This is a genomic window from Streptomyces sp. NBC_00576 (genome assembly GCF_036345175.1).
In the GTDB taxonomy this organism is placed as follows: Bacteria; Actinomycetota; Actinomycetes; order Streptomycetales; family Streptomycetaceae; genus Streptomyces.
The window spans coordinates 22,816-41,091 of the sequence record NZ_CP107780.1; the positions used below are offsets into that span (position 1 = coordinate 22,816).

Below are 18,276 nucleotides of genomic sequence, written 5' to 3' on the forward strand. Positions count from 1 at the left end.
ACAAGTGCTGAGCATTCCGGCAGTTCTTCGTCGACTGGGAGGCCGCCGCCGTCGCCACCACCGCACTGCTGCGCGCGGAAGCCGGACGCGAACCCCAGGACCGGGCCCTGCGCGAACTCATCGGCGAGCTGTCCACGATCAGTCCCGAGTTCCGCGGCCAGTGGGCCGCGCACGACGTCCGCATCCGCCACGACGGCGCCAAGCGGCTGTGGCACTCCGAGGTCGGCGAGCTGGAGCTGACCTACCATTCCCTGGACTTGCCCGTGTCCCACCGGGCCATGCACGACCTGACCCTCTACACCGCCGAACCCGGCACCACATCCGAAGACCGGCTCAAACTCCTGGCCAGCCTGGCAGCAACCCGGCCTCAGGCAGCAGAGCCCGCTGACCAGCCGCGCCAAGCTGCGCCGTCCTCGCTCGCACCCCGATCCGGCACCGGCGAAAACCGCCCACCCACGCCCTGAAGCTCCCCCAGACCTGTCCACGAAAAAGCGATCACCAGAGGTCCAGGTCAGCGTCATCCACTCCGGCGATCGCCCACAGATCTATCAGCGCCTGCCAACGGCCTGCGGATCAGGGTCTGTCAAACGAGCGGTGTAACTGGGGTTGTTGGAGTTACTGACGGGCTGCCGAGAGGCGGCCGTCGAAGGTGATGTCGAAGGCGTTGAGTGCGGTCTTCCAGCGCATGGTCCAGCGGGCTTGTCCCTTGCCGGTGGGGTCCAGGGACATGATGGCCATGTAGACGCACTTCAATGCGGCCTGCTCGGTGGCGAAATGTCCGCGGGCTTTGACCGCCCGCCGGATCCTGGCGTTGACGGACTCGATCGCGTTGGTGGTGCAGACGATGCGCCGGATCTCGGTGTCGAAGCGGAGGAACGGGGTGAACTCCTCCCACGCGTTCTCCCAGAGCCGCACGATCGCCGGATACTTCCGGCCCCAGGCATCGGCGAACTCGGCGAACCGCTCGAGTGCGGCCTCCTCGGTCGCCGCGGTGTAGACGGGCTTGAGGACGCGGGCGATCTTGTCCCAGTCCTGGCGGGCGGCATAACGGAAGGAGTTCCGCAGCAGGTGCACCACGCAGGTCTGGACCGTGGTGCGGGGCCAGACGGCCTCGACCGCGTCAGGCAGGCCCTTGAGCCCGTCGCAGACCAGCATGAGGACGTCGTTCACACCGCGATTCTTGATCTCGGTGAGGATGTGCATCCAGTGCTTGGCGCCCTCGCCGCCGTCGCCCGCCCACAGCCCGAGGATGTCCCGCCGACCCTCGACAGTGACCGCCAGGGCCACGTAAATGGGCCTGTTGGCAACCGCCCCGTCACGGATCTTCACGTGGATGGCGTCAATGAAGATCACGGGATAGACGGCGTCGAGGGGCCGGTTCTGCCATTCGGCCATCCCGTCGAGAACCTTGTCGGTGATCGTTGAGATCGTCTGCCGGGACACCTCGGCCCCATAGACTTCGGCCAGGTGGGCCTGGACCTCACCGGTCGTCAGGCCCTTCGCCGCGAGCGAGATGACCATCTCGTCCACGCCGGACAGACGCTTCTGCCGCTTCTTGACGATCTTCGGCTCGAAGCTGCCTTCCCGGTCGCGGGGCACGGCTATCTCCACCGGGCCGACATCGGTCAACACGGTCTTGGCCCGGGTGCCGTTCCGTGAGTTGCCGCCGTTCTTCCCGGCCGGATCGTGTTTGTCATAGCCGAGATGGTCGGTGATCTCACCCTCGAGAGCGGACTCCAGGAGCCGCTTGGTCAGCTGCTGGAGCAGCCCGCCCTCGCCGGTCAGCTGAAGGCCCTCGGCCTGAGCCCGGCCCACCAGCTCGTCAATCAGTCGGTTGTCCACAGACTTCGCCGGCGCCTCAGACGGCTCGACGGCCTCGGGCTCAGTCACGTTGTTGCTGGTCATCGATGCATCTTCCATGATCGGGAGTTACACCGAACGTTTTACAGTCCCGCGGATCAGGATGGGGTTCGCGGGGTGGTCCGGCTCCGGGAGGGCAAGGGCAAGGGCACAACAGTAGCGCCGCTGCGAAGGGCGTCGTTTTCGGTTGCAAGCTGACGGATGACCTCCTCGTACAGAGCGAGAGTGCGGCGCAGGTCGGTGTTCTCCTTCCGTAGCCGGCTCAGGTTGGCTTCCGTATGTGCGTCGGATCCGGAGGGTTCCGTCGGCGTCGCAGGCCGGGCCGGCGCCGGGATACGGAGCCGGAAGTGCACGTCGGCCTTCGGGTTCAGGCGAACACGCGGGGTGAGTACCGAGCGGACCGCCCCTTCGGCAACCCTCCTTGGGACGGTGCTGGCATCGTATGAGTCATGAGAACAGCAGGAACGACACCGGAATCGGAGCCCTCAACGCGGAGCGGCCTCACGTCTCTGGGTGAGGTGGCGTGCCGATATCAGGCTGATGAGATCCGCCCGGAGGACCTGCCGATGATTGCTGCCGAGGCGCTCGCGGCCGGGCTGGACACCCCGACGTTGCGCGAGCTCGCCGGATTGCCCCGCAACGCGGATGCCCGCGATATCCGCGACGCGTTTGAGCAAGCACTCTCCGAGGCCGGACTCGAGTTGCCTGATCCGGGCCTGGCACGGCGCCACGCGCTGCGTCGGCTGGCGGCGAGGCTGATCAACGGGGAAATCACTCCCGCCGACCTGGCGACGGACGACTGGTGGGAGACGGAGGTCGAAACCGTTGAGGAACGATCATTCGTATCGCTGATCCCGCAATGCGGGTGCTGCATCGAGTACACGTTGGGGCTTGACCAGCGGACGTGGGCGGCCGAGCTGCGGATCGCCGCGCTCGCCTTGACATCGTCTCCACCGATCGGCCCCGGTTGCTGACTCTGCCCTGACGGCATGTTCCCCCCATCAAAGGCGTGTACCGGTCGAGCAGACTTCACCGAAATGGCTGTTCAGCGGCCTGATCCAGCAAGGCCCGTGCGGAGTCCGCGTAGCGGATGGCGGTCTTCTCGTCGATGCCGAAAACGAGGGCGAGGTGAAGGGGGTCGGCGCCGTGGGTCAGGGCTTCTTCGAGCTGGCGGTCGACACGGAGTCGCTCCAGGGTCGCGGTGAGGTTGCGGGTGGCCCGGGTGGTCCAGAGCTTGCCCGCCGGCCCGAGTTCGACGGCCGTCTTCTGGGTGATCAGCAGGTGTGGGTTGGCGGTGTTCGGCCAGCGGGTTCGGCGGTGGTCGAGCCAGTCCAGGACGGCCTGGCGGGTGAGGTCGTCGAGCGGGCGGACGTGACCGGCGACGGTGATTCGCCCGTTGCCGAGATCCACGTCGTACAACTGCATCGTTCGGATCATCTTCGGCCGTGCCGCGTGGACGGCGGCCAGGGCAGTGATCAGCTTGATGTCCGGGGTGGTCGCGCTGGCGACCGCCTGGTCGATGTCCGCTTGCCCCAGGGGCTGGGCGACGCCGCCAGCCTGCCGGTGGACACGGATCCGTTGGGTGGGGTTGCGGAAGATTTGGCCGTTCCTCTTCGCGTGACGGAACAACGACCGCAGTGCGACGACGCGGCTTTCCCGCTGCTTGCCGCTGGCGGCGTCCCGGGCGGCGACGATGTCCTCCCGGGTGACCTCCCGCAGATGGTCGTAGTGGCTGGACCACTCCAACAGAACCGATTGGATCTCGTTGAGGTAGGTCCAGGCGGTCTGCCGTGCGCGGGGCTCGGACCGCGGGCCGCCGTCGAGTAGGGTCCGGGCCCAGGAATCGACCTCGCCGCGGATGCCCGGGGCGACGGCGTCGAGCTTGCGGTCCAACCATCGGTCGATCGCTGGCGTGCGGTCGTCGGTGAACAGGCCCAGTTGATCGAGAACTTCGGCGGTCCGACCGACCGGGAGTCCCCGGCCTCGCAGGGCCGGGAAGATCTCGGTGTAGCGGATCGACTCGCCCTCGGCATGGCCGGACAGCACGATTACCAGGGCCCGGTCGACGTCGCTGGCGACCCAGCGGGTCCACCCGCGCGCCTCACCCAGAGCGCGCGCTGCCCGCCGGGCCCGGACCAGCCACGGGTTGGCCAGGTCGGCGTGCCGTTCCCGTTCGAAGGTGCGGTAGTCCCGGGTGGTGGTGACCAGAGGCGGCTGGATCCAGCCCGTCATCACGAGCTCAGGGGCTGGCCCTGGTGCCCGTTTTAGAAGCCATCTCATTTGGCTGGCTTGTTAGGCTCTTGGCTGTGGTGGGGATCGTTGAGCGGCTGGTGCCGGACGAGTTGTGGGCGCTGTTTCAGCGGGTGGTTCCGGAGGCGCCCTCACGGCCTCAGGGCGGTGGTCGGCGGCGGCACGGTGACCGTGAAGTGCTGGCTGCCATCGTGTTCGTGGCAACGTCCGGTTGCACCTGGCAGCAGTTGCCGGCCGCGTCCTTCGGGCCGTCCGGCGCGACGGCTCACCGCCGCTTCACCGAGTGGACGAAGGCCAGGGTCTGGGCGAAGCTCCACCGCCTTGTCCTTGACGAACTCGGCTCCCGCGGTGACCTGGACTGGTCTCGGTGTGCGATCGACTCAGTGAACATGCGCGCCCTGAAAAGGGGGACCTGACAGGTCCGAATCCTGTCGACCGGGGCAAGTACGGCTCAAAGATCCACTTGATCACGGAGCGGACCGGTCTGCCCCTGTCCGTGGGAATATCGGGTGCCAACGTCCATGACAGCCAGGCCCTGATCCCGCTCGTGAAGGGCATACCGCCGGTCCGCTCCCGCCGGGGACCCCGACGTCGCAAGCCCGACAAGCTTCATGCCGACAAGGGCTACGACTATGCCCACCTGCGGCGATGGTTAAGCAGCCGAGGCATCCGGCACCGTATCGCCCGCAAGGGAGTTGAGAGCTCCCAGCGGTTGGGACGTCACCGTTGGACGATCGAACGCACCATGTCCTGGCTCGCCGGCTGCCGCCGTCTCCACCGTCGTTATGAGCGCAAGGCCGAGCATTTCCTCGCTTTCACGAGCATCGCCTGCACCCTCATCTGTTACCGGCGGCTCGGCCGCTGATGTGGGTCCGCAGCAGTTTCACCGCCAGGTCGTGGCCGTAGTGCTTGGCGATGTCCATGGGGGTGCGACCGTCTGGATCGGCGAGCTCCGGGTCAGCCCCGAAGGCCAGCAGCACGGCAGTGGTGTGCACGGTCAACGGTTGGCCGCTCTGCAGGGAGCCGTCGCCCTCGGCGTCGATCGCGTGCGTCAGCAGCGTCATGTTGCTGAAGGCCTCATCAGGATCGGTACCGTGGGCCAGCAACCGGGCCAGGGTCTCGGCATCCTCGTGCTCGACCGCGTGATGCGCGGGTGTCCAGTAGTCGCTCACCAAGGCATTCAACCGCCACCACAGCACGTCTGCCAGCGACTATCTACACAGTCATCCACCAATTGAGATGACGTCTAAGGACGCGACGCCCCTGCTTGCCGACGGGCGGTCCGCCATTGCGAGGCCGCTGCAGGCCCGCGAAGAAGAGCTGTTGGTGCTTCACCCGCCGTAGGAAGATCGCCAGTGCGGCGGCCTCGCCGTTGACGCCCGCAGCCTTGACGGCCCAGCTGGCCTGGGCCCGGCAGAGCCGGCAGCGGCCGTCGTGGACGGGAACCTCGCGACGGCAGACAGTACATGTGCCAGGCGGGTTGAGCTGGCCGTAGGTGTAGCAGGCCCGGCAGAACCGGCCGGGCAGCTGCCCCCAGGCGAAGCAGCCCACGCAGGAGGCCGCAGGCTTGTTGTCGCGGATCTTGCTCACCGTGGCGGCGTCAGGCCGGCGGGAGGGATCGGCCATCCCGGCGCTTGGGGATCACTGCCGGTGTGGCAGTCCCCGCGCCGACTGCCGCTCGTTCCGTCTCCGCCTGCTCCGGGCGGCCGACCTTTTCCGGCTCGGGGATCAGCAGGTCGCTGATCTCGCAGCCGAGGACGACGCAGATGACGTCCAGGTCCTCCAGCTTGAGCGAGACGGGCTGCCCGGACCACAGGCCCGACATCTTCCCCGCCGAGATCACCAAGCCGTGCTCGGCCAGGTTCCGCTGGAGCTCGGAAGCCTTCCAGACCCCTTTGTTCGCGGCGGTCAGCCGCAGGTTCCACCTCATCAGACCAGTCCTTCCAACCGCTTCGCGGCCCGTTCCATCCCGGCGACCCAGGCGTCCTCGACCCGGGTCTGCTGGACGTGGATGTATCGCATCGTGGTGGCGATCCACGAGTGTCCCAAAACCTCCTGGATTGCGAGCAAGTCCAGTCCGCTTCCGTAGAGTTGGGACGCGCAGAAATGTCGCAGGACGTGCGGTGTCAGCTTCTCGCCCCACCCGGGCAGGTGCACTTTGGCCGCGTCCTTGAGCCCATTGCGCAGGGCATCGTCGCCCACCCGACGTGAGGAACCGTCGGCGTTCTTGCGCTCGGAGGGAAACAGCGGGGTGCCGGGGCGGGTGTGGTCGTCGTCGAACTGGCCCCAGACATCCTCGATGAACCACCGAAGGGTTCGGTCGGCGCCGTTGATCAGCGGGACCATCCGTTCGCGTGGGCCCGATCCGCGGGCGCCCTTGCCATGGCGGACGTGGAGTTTGCCGAAGCGGCCCAGGTCCCACTTGATGTCATCCAGGTCGAGCCCGCATGCCTCGCTCACTCGCAGGCCGACCTGGGACAGCAGCTTCGAGGCGGTGTAGTTCCTGGCGGTAGGGGCGAACTTGCGGCAGGTGGCCAGCTCACCGCCCCAGCCGGTGAAGAGCGCCCCGACCTCCGGCTCGCTCGGTGGAATCCGCAGTTGGGCGTCCTTCGCGCCGCGCGGCTTGTTCATCTCGTCGATCGGGCACTCGATGACCCGGCCGGTCATCCGGTGCAGTTCGACCTTGTGCCGCAGCTCCAGGAACATGAAGTACGTGCTCAGCGCCTGGGACCGGGCCAGCCGGGTGCCGCTCGGCGAGCCACGCAGCACCTTCCCGAAGTACGCGTCAGCGTCGGCCGGCTCCATATCCCACAGCGGTCGGCCGAACCAGGTTCTGATCTGGTCCAGGTGTCCGACATCCCCGCGGATCGTGCCGTCCGCCAGTCCTGCCGAGGCGCGTGCGAGGACAAACCCGGACAGCGCGTCGGTCTCGAATCTCTCTAGTTCCTCCGCCGACGCGGGCGCCCAGTGCTCGCGCAGGTCCCGTACAACTGCCAGCGCCCCCAACCCGAGCCCCCTCACCTTCGGCCCGACTGCGGATCGGTCGGACACGGTGAGAACGCTTCAAGAATCCCGAAGTTACGTCACGCGACCACAGAGCACTCGAAGGAGGAAGAACCCCCTGGCCACGGGGGCGGGGACTCAACGAGGCTCAGAGGAACTCACGGGATGTCGCACAGGAGGTCGTGGATGCCGTCGGTCGTGGGGTTGTTGGAACAGCGCGAGGTCGCCGCCCGCCGTCGCGTGGACGGGCTGAGGGAAGAGGCCGATCGCGTCCAGGCCGAGTTGGCCGTGGCCGAGCGGGAATGGCGGGAGTGGGCCATCGCCTGCTCGCGGGTCGGCGAGGTGCTGGCTCCCGTGGACGCCTCAAGCGTCACTGGGGGAGGTGACCAGTTACACGTCAGGGCCCGTACCGGCTACGTCCGATACGGGCACCAGTCAGTTCCCGGAGTCTGTAACTGCCGGACTCTGGGAGTCTGTCCTTTTGAAGTTCGGCCAGGGGCTGTCAGCGCCCATGACCTGCTGCAGGTTGCGCGGAACCTCCCTGCCCCCCGGCGGATTACGGGGGTAAAGGAACGAGCGTCAGCTGCAGGTCCGGTATCCGTAGCCGGCGATGCGCCAGATGTCGTCCCCGTCCCTGAAGGAGTACTTCCCCTCGCTGTTGCGCACCACGGAGAAGCTGTGAAGGTCTCCGTAGTACGTCATGTTGAGCTGCTCGCCCCTGGCCTCGCTGCCGCCCGTCACCTTGAGCTCGTCGTCGGCGCGGCCGAAGGTTCCGCCACCCACGACCCCGTCGACGCCTAGGTTCCAGTGATCCTGCAGATTCTCCGTTGCCCCACGGGTGTTCGGGCCGAACTGGCCGTCGACGTCAGAAGCATCGAAGTTCGAGCCGTCCGTTTCGTCCGCGCCCTCAGCCCAGAGGATCTTCTGCCACAGGCAGACGGCGTTGTTGTCGTCGTACCACGCGCCGGCGTCAAATTGCAGCTCTCCCTCGTCGCTCCAGTCGCCCTTGTAGGAATCGTAGCCGCGGACGTAGCCATCGGACTTGGCTGCCGAGGCTGGGGACGCGCTCAGGGCGAGGGCGCCGACGGCCAGGGTGGCGCCGAGGGCTGTGGCGATGCGCTTCCGTGTTGCGGTGATGGTCATGTGGGTTCCCCGTAGTCATCGTGGTTGAGTGTGGTGGCGCTGCCCCGGGATCAACCGGGTGCTGTGCATGCTCTTATTGCGAGGAGGACATGGTGCTGGTGGCCTCGGACCACCAGCACCACCGCTTCCCCCCTGCTCCAGATTGAGCTGTCGGTGGCCGGAGCCGCGACCTGATTCGGCCTAGACCGAACAACGCCACAGCGGAAAGATCATCAGGCCTGTGCCTCACAGCTTTGGGGGAGACCGTGGTCTTTCGTATTCACTTCACGGCTGAGGACTTGGCGCGCACGAAGGTGGCTGATTCGCCGATGCCGCTTGCGGAGCTGAAGGCGGCTGCACGAGCCTTGCAAGATCGCAATCAGCTGGCTCGACTGAGCGGCTGGCGTCGACACTCGCTCGCGCAACTGTCCCCTACGGCACGCCTGGCCCTGGACTTCATTCCCCGTGTGGGTTGGTCACCAACTTTCATTGGTGCGCCCAGGGCCGGCGCCCCGGAGGAACTCGTCGAGCAGGTACGTGCGACACCGGTCAGTCAGATTCGCACGGCGCTGACTACGATCCTCCCTCGACACAGTCCGTCCGCAGTCCCGCCTCTGACGCCCCGCCTCACCGACTCAGCCTTCCTTGGGGAGGTTTGTGATGGCCTCAGCGCCCTCTACGAGGTACTCCTCGCTCCTTACTGGTCAGAGATAGTTGACGCCTTCGTCGCCGATAGGTCGGTGCGAATGCGGCAGATGCTGCACGGGGGCGTGGAGTCATTACTCCGCCAGGTCAATCCGCAATATATGCGCTGGAAGGCTCCGATACTGGAGATACCCACGCCGAGGGACGACAACGAATACGACCTGCACCTGGGAGGCCGAGGTCTGCTGCTCATGCCCTCGGTGCTGCTGACAAGCCCTGTTATCCACTACGACGCTGAGCCCCAGCCCGCCGTCACCTACCCAGCCAGTTACGACCAGCCCTTGCGCCGGTTGACCTCCTTCACGCCCAAGGCCGCCCCCAGGCGAGTCACCGCCCCAGTCGCAGCGCTGCTCGGACACACACGAGCTGCTGTGCTTGCCGCCGTTGCCGAGCACCCAGGCTGCTCAACCAAGGAACTAGCTGCCTTCACGGGGCTGGCCGCATCCAGCGCCAGCGAACACGCCACCACCCTCCGCGAGGCTGGGCTAATCACCACCATCAGGCATCGGAACACGCGGCTGCACAGTCCAAGCCAGCTAGGACTCGGCCTTTTGAACCACACGTCAGACTGAGCGGGCACCGGCCTCCAGTCGGCCTGCTCGATCCCGGTCGCCCGTGGCCCGCTATGACGCCGTGCCACTCTCTCCGTGGCGACGGGCCTTGGGTTTCTCAGCCGGCCATCGCACCCGTTCACGCGCCATGCGGTACATGTACCCCTCGCCGCCGTCCGGTGCCTGGGCCTCCCCGATCCGGGTTTATCCACAGGCCGGAACGCGGTCGGCGGTTCCTCCGTACGCTGCTGCCCGAATCGACCACGGGGGTGTGCGGGATGCGGTACGGCGTGGTGGTGGAGGAACTCGCGGTGGAGGTCATGGCGCAGTTGCCGGACGACCCGGCCCGACGGGAGGTGATGGCGCTCGTGGAGGTCGCGCGGATGGATCCGCGGGCCTGGCCCGATGTACGCGACGTCGGCTCGGTGGAGGAGATCCGGGAGGCGGTCGGACGGCGGTGCTGGATGGCTTTGTCGATGACTTGGAACAGCGTGCGTCGATGAGTTCTGACAGCGGTTCCTGCTCCGTGGGTTCGATAATGTCGGTGAGTTTTGGGCTCTGGCAGCGATCACGGGGAGCCGTCACGGTCGGTGAAGGGGCTGTTCGATTCCGGACTGCACGCCGGGGCGCGCCTCAGCCCGAATCGCCATATGTGGCGCTCCATCAGGTGTGGTGAGTGCGAGCTGTTTCGTACCGTCCGGGGCGATGCCCAGGACATGGACCACGACGAGATCTCCTGGCAGGACGTGCTGTTCGAGGGCGTCGAGGTGCTGATCACCGCCGCAGTGCACGGGGTGAGTGGACTGATGGTGCGGCTGGCCGGCCGGAGTGGTGAAGGCGTGTGTCCGTCCTGCGGCCGGGCGTCGGCACGGGTGCACGACCGCTATGAGCGACAGCTGCAGGATCTTCCGCTGGCCGGGCACGCCGTACGGATCCTACTGTCCGTGCGACGCTTCGTGTGCGTCGATCCGGCTTGCTCCCAGCGCACATTCGCTGAGCAGATATCGGGGCTGACCAGCCCGTACGCGCGGTGCACTGACCGGCTCGGCGAGCTCCTGGACCGAGTCGCGCTCGCCTTGGCGGGCCGCGCCGGGTCCAGGATGGCTACTGCCCTGGGGCTGACCGCGGGGCGAATGGGGCTGCTGAACCGCGTCCGGGCGATGCCTGACCCGCTCCACGACACCCCGCGGGTCCTCGGTGTCGATGATTTCGCCACCCGCCGCGGTGTCCGGTACGCGACGGTGATTACCGATGGTGAGACGCACCAAGTCATCGACGTGCTCCCGGGCCGCGAGGCAGGACCGCTGGCCGACTGGCTCACCGCGCACCCGGGCGTGGAGGTCATCTGCCGGGACAGGGCTGGGGCTTACGCGGAGGGCTCCCGGCTCGGCGCCCCGGAAGCGGTCCAGGTCGCCGACCGCTTCCACCTCTGGCAGGGCCTCGGCCGGGCCGTGGAGAAGACCGTCGGCGCCCACCGCTCCTGCCTGCAAGAACCGGCCCCGATACCGGCGGACGGCACCGAGCCTGCGGTGGCGGCGGATCCCACCGGACCGCGCGCGGAACGCAAGCGGGCCGCTCACGCCCAGGTCCACGAGCTGATCGCGCAGGGACACAGCCTCCGCGCGATCGCCCGGCATCTTGGGTGGGGCCGGAAAACGGTGTTGAGGTACGCGCACGCCGCACGCTGGCAGGACATGATCGTCGGGATGCCACTGCGGCCGAGCAAGCTCGATCCCTACAAGCCCTACTTGCAACGCCGATGGTCACAAGGGTGCACGAACGCCATCGCCCTGCACCGCGAGATCACCGAACAGGGCTACCCCGACGGATACGCCTCCGTCCGCGACTACCTCGCGGCCTTCCGGCCCAAGGCCGGCACCCCGGCGCCCGCACCACCCAGCGTCCGGAGGGTCACCGGCTGGCTCACCCGCCACCCCACCACGCTCAGTGAAGAAGAACATCAGCACCTCAAGTCGATCCTGGCCCGATGCCCCGAACTGGAGGCCGCTCACCAGCACATCCGCGACTTCGGCGAGATCCTCACCTGTCACCTCGGAACCCTGCTCCCCGACTGGATCGACGCCGTCGTCCGGGACGACCTGCCCGGACTGACCGGCTACGCCCGCAGCATGAACAGCGACTTCGACGCCGTCACCGCCGGCCTCACCCTGTCCTGGAGCTCCGGCGGCACGGAAGGTGCCGTCAATCGCATCAAAAAAATCAAAAGGCAGCTATACGGGCGTGCCGAATTCGAACTACTCCGAAAGCTGATCCTGCTTCAGTAACCGACCGTGACGACTCCCCGCGACCACTGCCAGAATCTCCAACCTCCCCCAGTGCTGGGGTGATTGGTGAAGATCAGGTGTCTTGTTTTTGGCCCCGTGGGCCGTCCTGAATTGGGACCTTCGTGGTGGCGGAGCGCAATGTGGCGGTGGTTGGGGGCCAGCGGCAGCATGACGGCTCTGGTGGCGATGGCCAGCGGTGTGGACAATGACAAGATCGATGTGCCGGATCGGGCAAGGTTGGTGAGGAGCACGAAATGAGCGTCGATCGTCCAGAGCCGGCTTCCGACCGACCCGTCTGTGATCAGTTCCCGGAGATCCCCGAAGAACGTCGGATTGCCGTCGAGCGGTTTCTCACCATGAGGCCCGAGCTCGTGCCGTATGCCAGCAACCTCCTGCGCCGACCCGACATTGCGCCACTCGCGGTCGAAATGTTGCTGAAGTTTGCGGAATTCGAGGCGGAGGAGCGGACGCGACGCGAAACCGCCCCCAAGGCCCCTAGGTCTGCCGGCACCGGCAGAGGCAATGCATGGCTGGACTACGTTGCTGCTTTGTCAGGCGCTGACATCTGGCGCCTCGCCGTCGAGTTGGACAGCGAGAGCAGCCAGCACCGTGACATCGCTGAGGGAAGACGGAGCTGACGACGCGGGCTGTGGAGAAACGACTGGATGCGTATGCCACCGCTCTGATGGCCACGCTGGGCTGAACAACCCGCGGCGCGGGCCCGGCGGCCACATCCAGCAGCCGAGCCGACCGCACACCCGCACCGGGATACCCCGAGTACCGGCAGGCTCCCGGCCGACAGCCCTGCGACGCCTCCGAATCGAACGGCAACATCACTCGCCGTGACGGCTCCCCGTGATCGCTGCCAGAGCCGAGTTTTGACACCGCCTCGGGTTGCTCGGGCCTCCTTCCTTGATCGGTCTTCGAAAGAGCCTCGGCCCACAACTTGGGTCAAAAGTGCGTGGCGATCCCGAAGGTGCGGCGGAGCTGCGCCATGTCGTGCCGATCGCGTTCCGATGGTTCGTATCCCTGGTGGAAGTAGACCTGCTGCTCGGCGGACAAGCACGGGACGGGCGTCCCCTGGACGGTCCCCGTCACGAAGCATGCTGAGGGATAGACGAAAGGACGCTGCGGATCGGGTGACGCCTGCACCGCTGAGCCGTCGTCGGAGAAGACCAGCGGATGAAGGTCAATCTCTCGCCCGTCCGGGGCCGTCACGACGAATCGGATGGGCCTCCAGTCCAGGCTCTCCACGAAACCTTCCGCCGAGAGGGCCGCCAACGCAGCGGCTTCCTGGTCTTGCCGGTGCATCAAGTCCAGGTCGCGATGGTCCCGGGTCTGCTCACCGAGCAGAGCATCGATCCCCCATCCTCCACCGACCCAGACATCCACCTTCGCCCGCCGCAACAAGGCCAGGACGAACAACACGTCATCAGCTTTCATCACCCGATGCAGGCTAGAAGCGCCAGCCTCGGGCAGCGAATGATTTCCTTTGGGCCTGACAGGACAGGCTCCTGTCGAAGAGAGCCCGTTGTGATCGTCAGTCGGAGTGCTGCTCGGCCCTGGCTCGGGTCTGGGCAAGGCGGAAGGAGTCGGTGCCGGTCTCAATGATGTTCCCGCCGAAGGTGAGACGGTCGACAATGGCTGCGCAGAGCCGGGGGTCGGTAAACGTTTTTGTCCACCCTCCAAAACTTTCATTGGAGGCGATGGCGACGCTGTTCTTTTCCTCCCGTTCGGTGAGAACTTGGAACAGCAACTCGGCGCCCCGCTTGTCGAGTTCCATGTATCCGAGTTCGTCGATCGCGAGGAGATCGACGCGTCCGTAGCGGGCGATCGTCTTGGTCAGGACCTTCTCGTCGGCGGCCTCGACCAGCTCGTTGACCAGCTTGGTGGCCAGGACGTACTTCACCCGTTAGCCGGCCATCGCGGCCTCGGTTCCGAGCGCGATCAGCAGATGGGACTTCCCGGTGCCGGAGTCTCCTATGAGGCAGAGCGGCAGGCCCTTTTTCACCCATTCGCAGGATGCGAGGGTGTGGATGACGGCCGGGTCGATGTTCGGGTTGGCGTCGAAATCAAATTGCCGCAGAGACTTTTCCCGGGGAAAAGAGGCGGCCTTGATCCGGCGCTCAGAACGTCGGCGGGCCCGGTCGTCGCACTCGGCCAGCAGCAGTTCCGCGAGGAACCCGCGGTAGGTCATCTGGCCCTTGGCCGCGTCTTCGGCGATGTCGGCGAACTGGCCCCGGATCGTGGGCAGTCGCAGCGCCTTGCAGGATGCCTCGATGGCCGCGTCGGCGGCCTGCTCAGTCAGGCCACGGTGGCGTTTGACGGTCACGGCTCTTCTCCCTCGGGTCGGGGCCGGCCGCCCGGCCGGCGTCGTCGCAGTAACTGGTCGTAGACGGCCACCGAGGGCAGCGGCCGGGTGTCCGGCGGCAGGTGCGCCATTCTCCGCTCGGTCAGGGAGGTGACCTTCGGATGCCCGAACCGGTCGGACTCCGGCCCTTCCGGCAGCACCGCCGGAGCGGTGGTGTCGTCGGCCTCCGCTGCCTTGCGGGCCTCCAACGCGACCGCGTCCGAGGTCATCGCTCCCGCCCGCAGGGCCGCGGCGAGTCCGGCGACCAGGTGCTCGTGGGGCATGTGCCGGCCCAGCAGCAGGACCTCGATCAGTGCCCGGGTGCCGTCCCTATCGCCGTGGGCCTTGCAGGCCGCTGCCCACCAGGCGTCGTGGACCGGGGTGAACTTCCCCGCCGAGCGGGCCTGTTCCAGCGCGGTCGAGCCGGGCAGCGCTCCCGGTTTGCGGATCAGTGCCTCCAGATAGTGGTCCAGCACCAGTCGGGACCCAGCCTTGGTCATCAGCCGTTCGTGCCGGGCGACTTCGACGCCGTCGTCGTAGACCACCAGCTCGGAGGCGTGCAGCATCACGCGCACCCGTCTTCCGATCAGCCGCACCGGCACCGAGTAGTGGTTGGTGCGGACGCTGATCTGGCCGTAGCGGTCCACCCGCAGCGCGAACAGCCTGCCCGTCTCGAACGGCTCCGTCGGCAACGGCTTCAGCAACGGCTGTTCCGCGGCGAAGTACTCGCCGACCGTCCGCGGGCGGGAGCGGATCCGCCGGGCGTCGTCCTCCTCGTCCCAGCGGTCGACCATCGCGTTCAGTTCGGCCAGCGAGCCGACCACGGGAACGGGGACGAAGTGGTTGCGGCGGAAGTAGCCAATCTGCCCCTCCACCCCGCCCTTCTCGTGTGCTCCCTCGATGCCGGGACGGCAGTAGAAGACCTCGATGTCGAAGTGCGAGCGGAACGCGGTCCACCGTTCCGTCTCCACCCGGGCCCGGTTGAAGCCCAACACCTGGGCGACGGCCGAGTTGAGGTTGTCGTAGCGGACCTTGCCGGTCGGCACCCCGCCCAGCACGCTGAGAGCGTGGACATGCCCCTCGAAGAACGCCTCCTGGCCGCCGGAGGCGGACACCCGATGCACCGCCTTGCCGGAGTACGACAGACGGAAGGAGAACAGGCTGCACTTGACCTGCTCGCCGGCCAGACGGATCGTCACATCCCCGAAGTCGACCTCCGCCTCGGCTCCCGGCCGGTGGGACTGCGGCACGAACGCCTTCGCGATGCCCCGGCCCGCCGCGATCCGTATCTCCTCGCGACGTTCCGCGACGTAGGCGCGGACGATCCCGTAGGTGATGTCGGCCGCGCCATGCTCGGCAACCAGCCGGTCGAAGATCCGCTTGGCAGTGTGCTGCTGTTTGCGCGGCGCGGTGAGATCCGCCCGCAGCATCTCGTCGACCAGCCCCTTGTACGGGTCCAGCCGCGTCCTGCGCGGCGGAAGCTTCTTGCGCGGCTCCGGCCAGACCGAGGTCAGAGCCTTCTGCACCGTGCGGAAACCCACCCCGTACTTGTGCTGCAAAGCCCGGTTCGACAGACCGGCCCGAGAATCACGACGGATCGCCGCGTACAGATCAACTTTGGACTTCGGCGGCATCCATGCCCCCTCACCACGCGGTGCACTTCGATGGTCCCACCGCAAGCACCAGGGTGGTGGCAAAACTCAGCGATACCGCTCTCCGATGAGGCGGGGTGGTGTCGTCGCTGACCGACAGGCGGTGTCACTACTCACGCGCACAGCCACTACGCCGCCGCGCGCGGCGGCGTAGGTGAGCATCACCATGACCTGACAGTTGCGGACGTCACCGGTCGCCCCGCAGTGCTGGTGGGCGACCCCGACGGACTTGTCACCCTTCTTGATCACCTGGGTGTCGTCCAGCACCAGCGTCGCGCCCGGATCCCCCAACTCCCGTGCCACGTAAGCCTGCACCTCGGCCAGCAGTCCCTCCGCGCTCCAGGACGCCTCGCCCAGGAACTTCTGGATCCGGTGCGGGGTGGCATGTCCGGCCCTCCCCGCCATCGTCCAGCCGTTCTTTCGGCCCAGGTCCGACAACAGCCCCTCGATGAGATCGGCGAACACCTCCCGCGGCTCCGGCCGGGCGAACAGATACCCCAACCCACTTGTCAGGGCAGCCAGTTCCTCCGCCCACCCCTCAACGTGTTCCGCACTCACATCCGTCAGCATGACCGGACAACGATCAGCACCGATCACCAGTCACATGATCTGAGGCTGTAGTACTAGCTTGCTCAGTGCCCTTCGCGGCCAGTTAGGCGATCGTGTTCGTCGTCATTTTCGGCTAAACCTGGCGCCAGCGCTCTGGATCGCCAGGACACCGCCTGGTGGACAGGTTCCAACGACCGCGTCACGGCTGAGGAACCCGAAGGACACCGCCCGGGCCTCGCTCGTGCCGCCAACGCTTACCCGCCAACTAGAGATCTTCAATGGCTGAGGTTACGGCGGTTGGAAGTCGAGGCCGGTCTTGGCGATGAGGCCGTTGATGAGGTGGGGTCGGTACTGCATCCGTTTGAGCCGGGTCTTCACCAGCGTGGTGAGCTGGTCGAGGCTGTGTTTGGTGAGGTTGGCCAGGGACCGTTTCAGGTGCGACCACACGCCCTCGACCGGGTTGAACTCGGGTGCATACGGCGGCAACTGGTAGACGGTCAGCCATAATCAGGCGTCGATCAGCTGCCGCATGGTGCGGCTGACGTGCGTGTTCAGGTTGTCCCAGACCAGGACGATCGGGCCGCCGAGCTGCTGGTGTGCGGCATCCAGCAGACGGGCGTAGTCGGTCTCGGTGAAGCCCTTGCGCCGGCCTTTGGCGGGGCCGCGGTCGAGGTGGATGCGGTAGATCAGCCGGGACCGATGGCCGGACTTCGTGCAGATCAGTGCGGCCATGGAGACGCGTTTGGTGCCTGCGGCGGTGACCCGCACGACGGGTGTGTGGCCTCGGCGGCCCCAGGTTCGGCCTTTGGGCGGCCTCAGGCCCTGGCCGGCTTCGTCCTCGAAGCAGAGCCAGGCGCCCAGGTCCGCCGCCGTCTTTTTATGACGGGCCACTGCTCGTCCTTCCAGGCAGCGATCTTCTCCTCGTCGCGCTCGGTGGCCTTGCGGGAGGGAACCTGCACGCTCCAGCCGATGCGGTGCAGCAGCAGGTCCATCCCGGCCAGGGTGTACTCGACGCCGAACCGGCGGCGCACGACCTCGGCGATCCTCGCCAGGGTCCAGCACTGGTCGCTCCAGCCGGCAGCGGCCGGGCCGGCGTCCAACACCGCTTCCAGCCCGCGTAGTTGACCCGCATCGAGCTTGCAGCGGGCACCGCCGGGGCCCTTGGAGACCAGGGCCTGCCGACCGCCCGAAGCCAACGCCCGCCGCCATCGGTTCGCCGACATCCGGGTCACCCTGAACCGCCGGGCCACCTCCCCGTCACTGGCCCCGGCCTCGATCAGATCAGCCGCCGCCAACCGGACCCGCTCACGCCGGACCCGCTCCTCAGCCGTCAGCCCTCCGCTATCGGGATACCTCATCCCTCCGGCATAGCGCAGCCCACGACAACCGTCACGACCCCACGTAACCCACACCCTTAAAGATCTCTAGAGCGCTCAGTCACACTTGTTGAGTCGAAGCACGATAGTTGTCACAAGAGACGGGCGGGTGGGGACGCTGTTGCTGGCCGCGGGTGCCTTTCGGGTGGCTCCCCTGCAGGGTGAGATGACGCTGTCGTTCCTGGGGCGGATCGCGGACAGGTACGGCCTGACGGTGCGGAGTCTGCTGTCGTCGGTTACCGAAGTGGCTGGCCAGCAGGGCGTCGTCCGGGCTCTGCAGGGCGACAGCGAGGTGTTCTTGAACGCCGCGGCCCGGGACCGGGTCGCGGCGCTGTGTCGTGTGCCGCAGGTGGGCTTACGCCATGCGTTGCCGGCCTGGACGCGGGAGGAGCCGCTGGGCCCCTCGAAGGAGCGGCCGGCGGTGCGGCTCTACAACGGGGTGGAGACGGTTGCTGCCTGGGGTCCGGCGTGCCCGGGCTGTGTGGCTGCGCGGACCGGTCGCGTTGCACCAGCCCGGGTGTACCTGGCGGCGCACCAACGAGTCTGCCCACGCCACCGATGCTGGCTGATGAA

Annotated in this window: 18 protein-coding genes and 3 pseudogenes; 8 read left to right on the plus strand and 13 right to left on the minus strand. The window is 67.0% G+C overall.

Features of this window, described 5'->3' with window-relative positions; translation table 11 throughout:
* Nucleotides 1–68 precede the first annotated feature (68 nt).
* A complete protein-coding gene (locus OG734_RS00100) occupies nt 69–464 on the plus strand; it encodes an MmyB family transcriptional regulator (RefSeq protein ID WP_330293513.1) in 396 nt (131 codons plus the stop codon).
* A 151-nt stretch (nt 465–615) separates the two neighbouring features.
* Here the strand turns inward: OG734_RS00100 and OG734_RS00105 are convergent, their stop codons facing one another.
* Nucleotides 616–1,905 carry an IS256 family transposase gene (locus OG734_RS00105; RefSeq protein ID WP_330285394.1) on the minus strand — a complete coding sequence of 430 codons (1,290 nt, stop codon included), beginning with the start codon at nt 1,903–1,905 and terminating at the stop codon, nt 616–618.
* 521 nt (nt 1,906–2,426) lie between these two features.
* Between OG734_RS00105 and OG734_RS00110 the strand changes: the two genes are divergently transcribed.
* Nucleotides 2,427–2,834, plus strand: coding sequence for a hypothetical protein (locus tag OG734_RS00110; protein ID WP_330285395.1), 408 nt, complete (start codon nt 2,427–2,429; stop codon nt 2,832–2,834).
* 55 nt (nt 2,835–2,889) lie between these two features.
* Here OG734_RS00110 and OG734_RS00115 read toward each other — a convergent pair whose 3' ends face one another.
* Nucleotides 2,890–4,092: a hypothetical protein gene (locus OG734_RS00115; RefSeq protein ID WP_330285396.1), complete on the minus strand. Its 1,203-nt coding sequence runs from the start codon at nt 4,090–4,092 to the stop codon at nt 2,890–2,892.
* A gap of 83 nt (nt 4,093–4,175) precedes the next feature.
* On the opposite strand from OG734_RS00115, the gene OG734_RS00120 reads away from it, so the two are divergent.
* Nucleotides 4,176–4,975, plus strand: a protein-coding gene (locus OG734_RS00120; protein WP_199820873.1) for an IS5 family transposase whose coding sequence is annotated in 2 segments (ribosomal slippage) — nt 4,176–4,515 and nt 4,515–4,975 — 801 coding nt in all. Because the reading frame shifts where the segments join, the coding sequence is not laid out codon by codon here.
* Here the strand turns inward: OG734_RS00120 and OG734_RS00125 are convergent.
* The 6 genes from OG734_RS00125 to OG734_RS00150 all read right to left on the minus strand — a co-directional run bounded on the left by OG734_RS00125 (nt 4,947) and on the right by OG734_RS00150 (nt 8,256).
* A complete protein-coding gene (locus OG734_RS00125; protein ID WP_330285397.1) occupies nt 4,947–5,282 on the minus strand; it encodes an ankyrin repeat domain-containing protein in 336 nt (111 codons plus the stop codon). The two genes, OG734_RS00120 and OG734_RS00125, sit on opposite strands and share 29 nt — an antisense overlap.
* Before the next feature lie 43 nt (nt 5,283–5,325).
* Nucleotides 5,326–5,700 carry a hypothetical protein gene (locus tag OG734_RS00130; protein WP_330285398.1) on the minus strand — a complete coding sequence of 125 codons (375 nt, stop codon included), beginning with the start codon at nt 5,698–5,700 and terminating at the stop codon, nt 5,326–5,328.
* A gap of 10 nt (nt 5,701–5,710) precedes the next feature.
* Nucleotides 5,711–6,040: a helix-turn-helix domain-containing protein gene (locus OG734_RS00135; RefSeq protein WP_330285399.1), complete on the minus strand. Its 330-nt coding sequence runs from the start codon at nt 6,038–6,040 to the stop codon at nt 5,711–5,713.
* Nucleotides 6,040–7,161, minus strand: a complete 1,122-nt coding sequence (locus OG734_RS00140) for a tyrosine-type recombinase/integrase (RefSeq protein WP_330285400.1) — start codon at nt 7,159–7,161, stop codon at nt 6,040–6,042. The genes OG734_RS00135 and OG734_RS00140 overlap by 1 nt, the downstream gene beginning before the upstream one ends.
* Nucleotides 7,162–7,271: 110 nt before the next feature.
* Nucleotides 7,272–7,487, minus strand: coding sequence for a hypothetical protein (locus tag OG734_RS00145; protein WP_330294032.1), 216 nt, complete (start codon nt 7,485–7,487; stop codon nt 7,272–7,274).
* Between the two features lie 205 nt (nt 7,488–7,692).
* The gene (locus OG734_RS00150; protein WP_330285401.1) at nt 7,693–8,256 is read right to left on the minus strand and encodes a peptidoglycan-binding protein; all 564 of its coding nucleotides are present in this window, start codon (nt 8,254–8,256) and stop codon (nt 7,693–7,695) included.
* Between the two features lie 245 nt (nt 8,257–8,501).
* Between OG734_RS00150 and OG734_RS00155 the strand changes: the two genes are divergently transcribed.
* The 4 genes from OG734_RS00155 (at nt 8,502) to OG734_RS00170 (ending at nt 12,414) form a co-directional block, all read left to right on the plus strand.
* Entirely contained in the window at nt 8,502–9,512 is a 1,011-nt protein-coding gene (locus tag OG734_RS00155; RefSeq protein ID WP_330285402.1) for a winged helix-turn-helix domain-containing protein, read from the plus strand.
* Between the two features lie 257 nt (nt 9,513–9,769).
* Nucleotides 9,770–9,994, plus strand: a complete 225-nt coding sequence (locus tag OG734_RS00160; RefSeq protein WP_330285403.1) for a hypothetical protein — start codon at nt 9,770–9,772, stop codon at nt 9,992–9,994.
* Between the two features lie 213 nt (nt 9,995–10,207).
* Nucleotides 10,208–11,776, plus strand: a complete 1,569-nt coding sequence (locus OG734_RS00165) for an ISL3 family transposase (protein WP_330285404.1) — start codon at nt 10,208–10,210, stop codon at nt 11,774–11,776.
* A 254-nt stretch (nt 11,777–12,030) separates the two neighbouring features.
* Entirely contained in the window at nt 12,031–12,414 is a 384-nt protein-coding gene (locus tag OG734_RS00170) for a hypothetical protein (protein ID WP_330285405.1), read from the plus strand.
* Between the two features lie 313 nt (nt 12,415–12,727).
* On the opposite strand, the gene OG734_RS00175 is transcribed toward OG734_RS00170, so the two are convergent.
* The 5 genes and pseudogenes from OG734_RS00175 to OG734_RS47800 form a co-directional block, all read right to left on the minus strand.
* Nucleotides 12,728–13,219, minus strand: a complete 492-nt coding sequence (locus tag OG734_RS00175; protein ID WP_330285406.1) for a nucleotidyltransferase domain-containing protein — start codon at nt 13,217–13,219, stop codon at nt 12,728–12,730.
* A gap of 97 nt (nt 13,220–13,316) precedes the next feature.
* A pseudogene (gene istB / locus OG734_RS00180) lies at nt 13,317–14,108 on the minus strand (IS21-like element helper ATPase IstB).
* A complete protein-coding gene (istA, locus tag OG734_RS00185; RefSeq protein ID WP_330285407.1) occupies nt 14,105–15,760 on the minus strand; it encodes an IS21 family transposase in 1,656 nt (551 codons plus the stop codon). Before istA ends, istB begins: the two are co-directional and overlap by 4 nt.
* Nucleotides 15,761–15,826: 66 nt before the next feature.
* On the minus strand, nt 15,827–16,336 hold the full coding sequence (locus OG734_RS00190) for a transposase (protein ID WP_330285408.1): 510 nt from the start codon (nt 16,334–16,336) through the stop codon (nt 15,827–15,829).
* Between the two features lie 279 nt (nt 16,337–16,615).
* A pseudogene (locus OG734_RS47800) lies at nt 16,616–17,685 on the minus strand (IS630 family transposase).
* A 163-nt stretch (nt 17,686–17,848) separates the two neighbouring features.
* Between OG734_RS47800 and OG734_RS47805 the strand changes: the two are divergent.
* Nucleotides 17,849–18,259: pseudogene (locus tag OG734_RS47805) on the plus strand (TniQ family protein); the annotation flags it as partial.
* Nucleotides 18,260–18,276 lie beyond the last annotated feature (17 nt).

Bases quoted from the DNA above. Each gene is read 5' to 3' on its own strand.
- OG734_RS00135 (WP_330285399.1), bottom strand. From the start codon at position 6,040: ATGAGGTGGAACCTGCGGCTGACCGCCGCGAACAAAGGGGTCTGGAAG.
- OG734_RS00150 (WP_330285401.1), bottom strand. From the start codon at position 8,256: ATGACCATCACCGCAACACGGAAGCGCATCGCCACAGCCCTCGGCGCC.
- OG734_RS00160 (WP_330285403.1), top strand. From the start codon at position 9,770: ATGCGGTACGGCGTGGTGGTGGAGGAACTCGCGGTGGAGGTCATGGCG.
- OG734_RS00110 (WP_330285395.1), top strand. From the start codon at position 2,427: ATGATTGCTGCCGAGGCGCTCGCGGCCGGGCTGGACACCCCGACGTTG.
- OG734_RS00175 (WP_330285406.1), bottom strand. From the start codon at position 13,219: ATGAAAGCTGATGACGTGTTGTTCGTCCTGGCCTTGTTGCGGCGGGCG.
- OG734_RS00105 (WP_330285394.1), bottom strand. From the start codon at position 1,905: ATGACCAGCAACAACGTGACTGAGCCCGAGGCCGTCGAGCCGTCTGAG.
- istA (WP_330285407.1), bottom strand. From the start codon at position 15,760: ATGCCGCCGAAGTCCAAAGTTGATCTGTACGCGGCGATCCGTCGTGAT.
- OG734_RS00115 (WP_330285396.1), bottom strand. From the start codon at position 4,092: ATGACGGGCTGGATCCAGCCGCCTCTGGTCACCACCACCCGGGACTAC.
- OG734_RS00165 (WP_330285404.1), top strand. From the start codon at position 10,208: ATGGACCACGACGAGATCTCCTGGCAGGACGTGCTGTTCGAGGGCGTC.
- OG734_RS00170 (WP_330285405.1), top strand. From the start codon at position 12,031: ATGAGCGTCGATCGTCCAGAGCCGGCTTCCGACCGACCCGTCTGTGAT.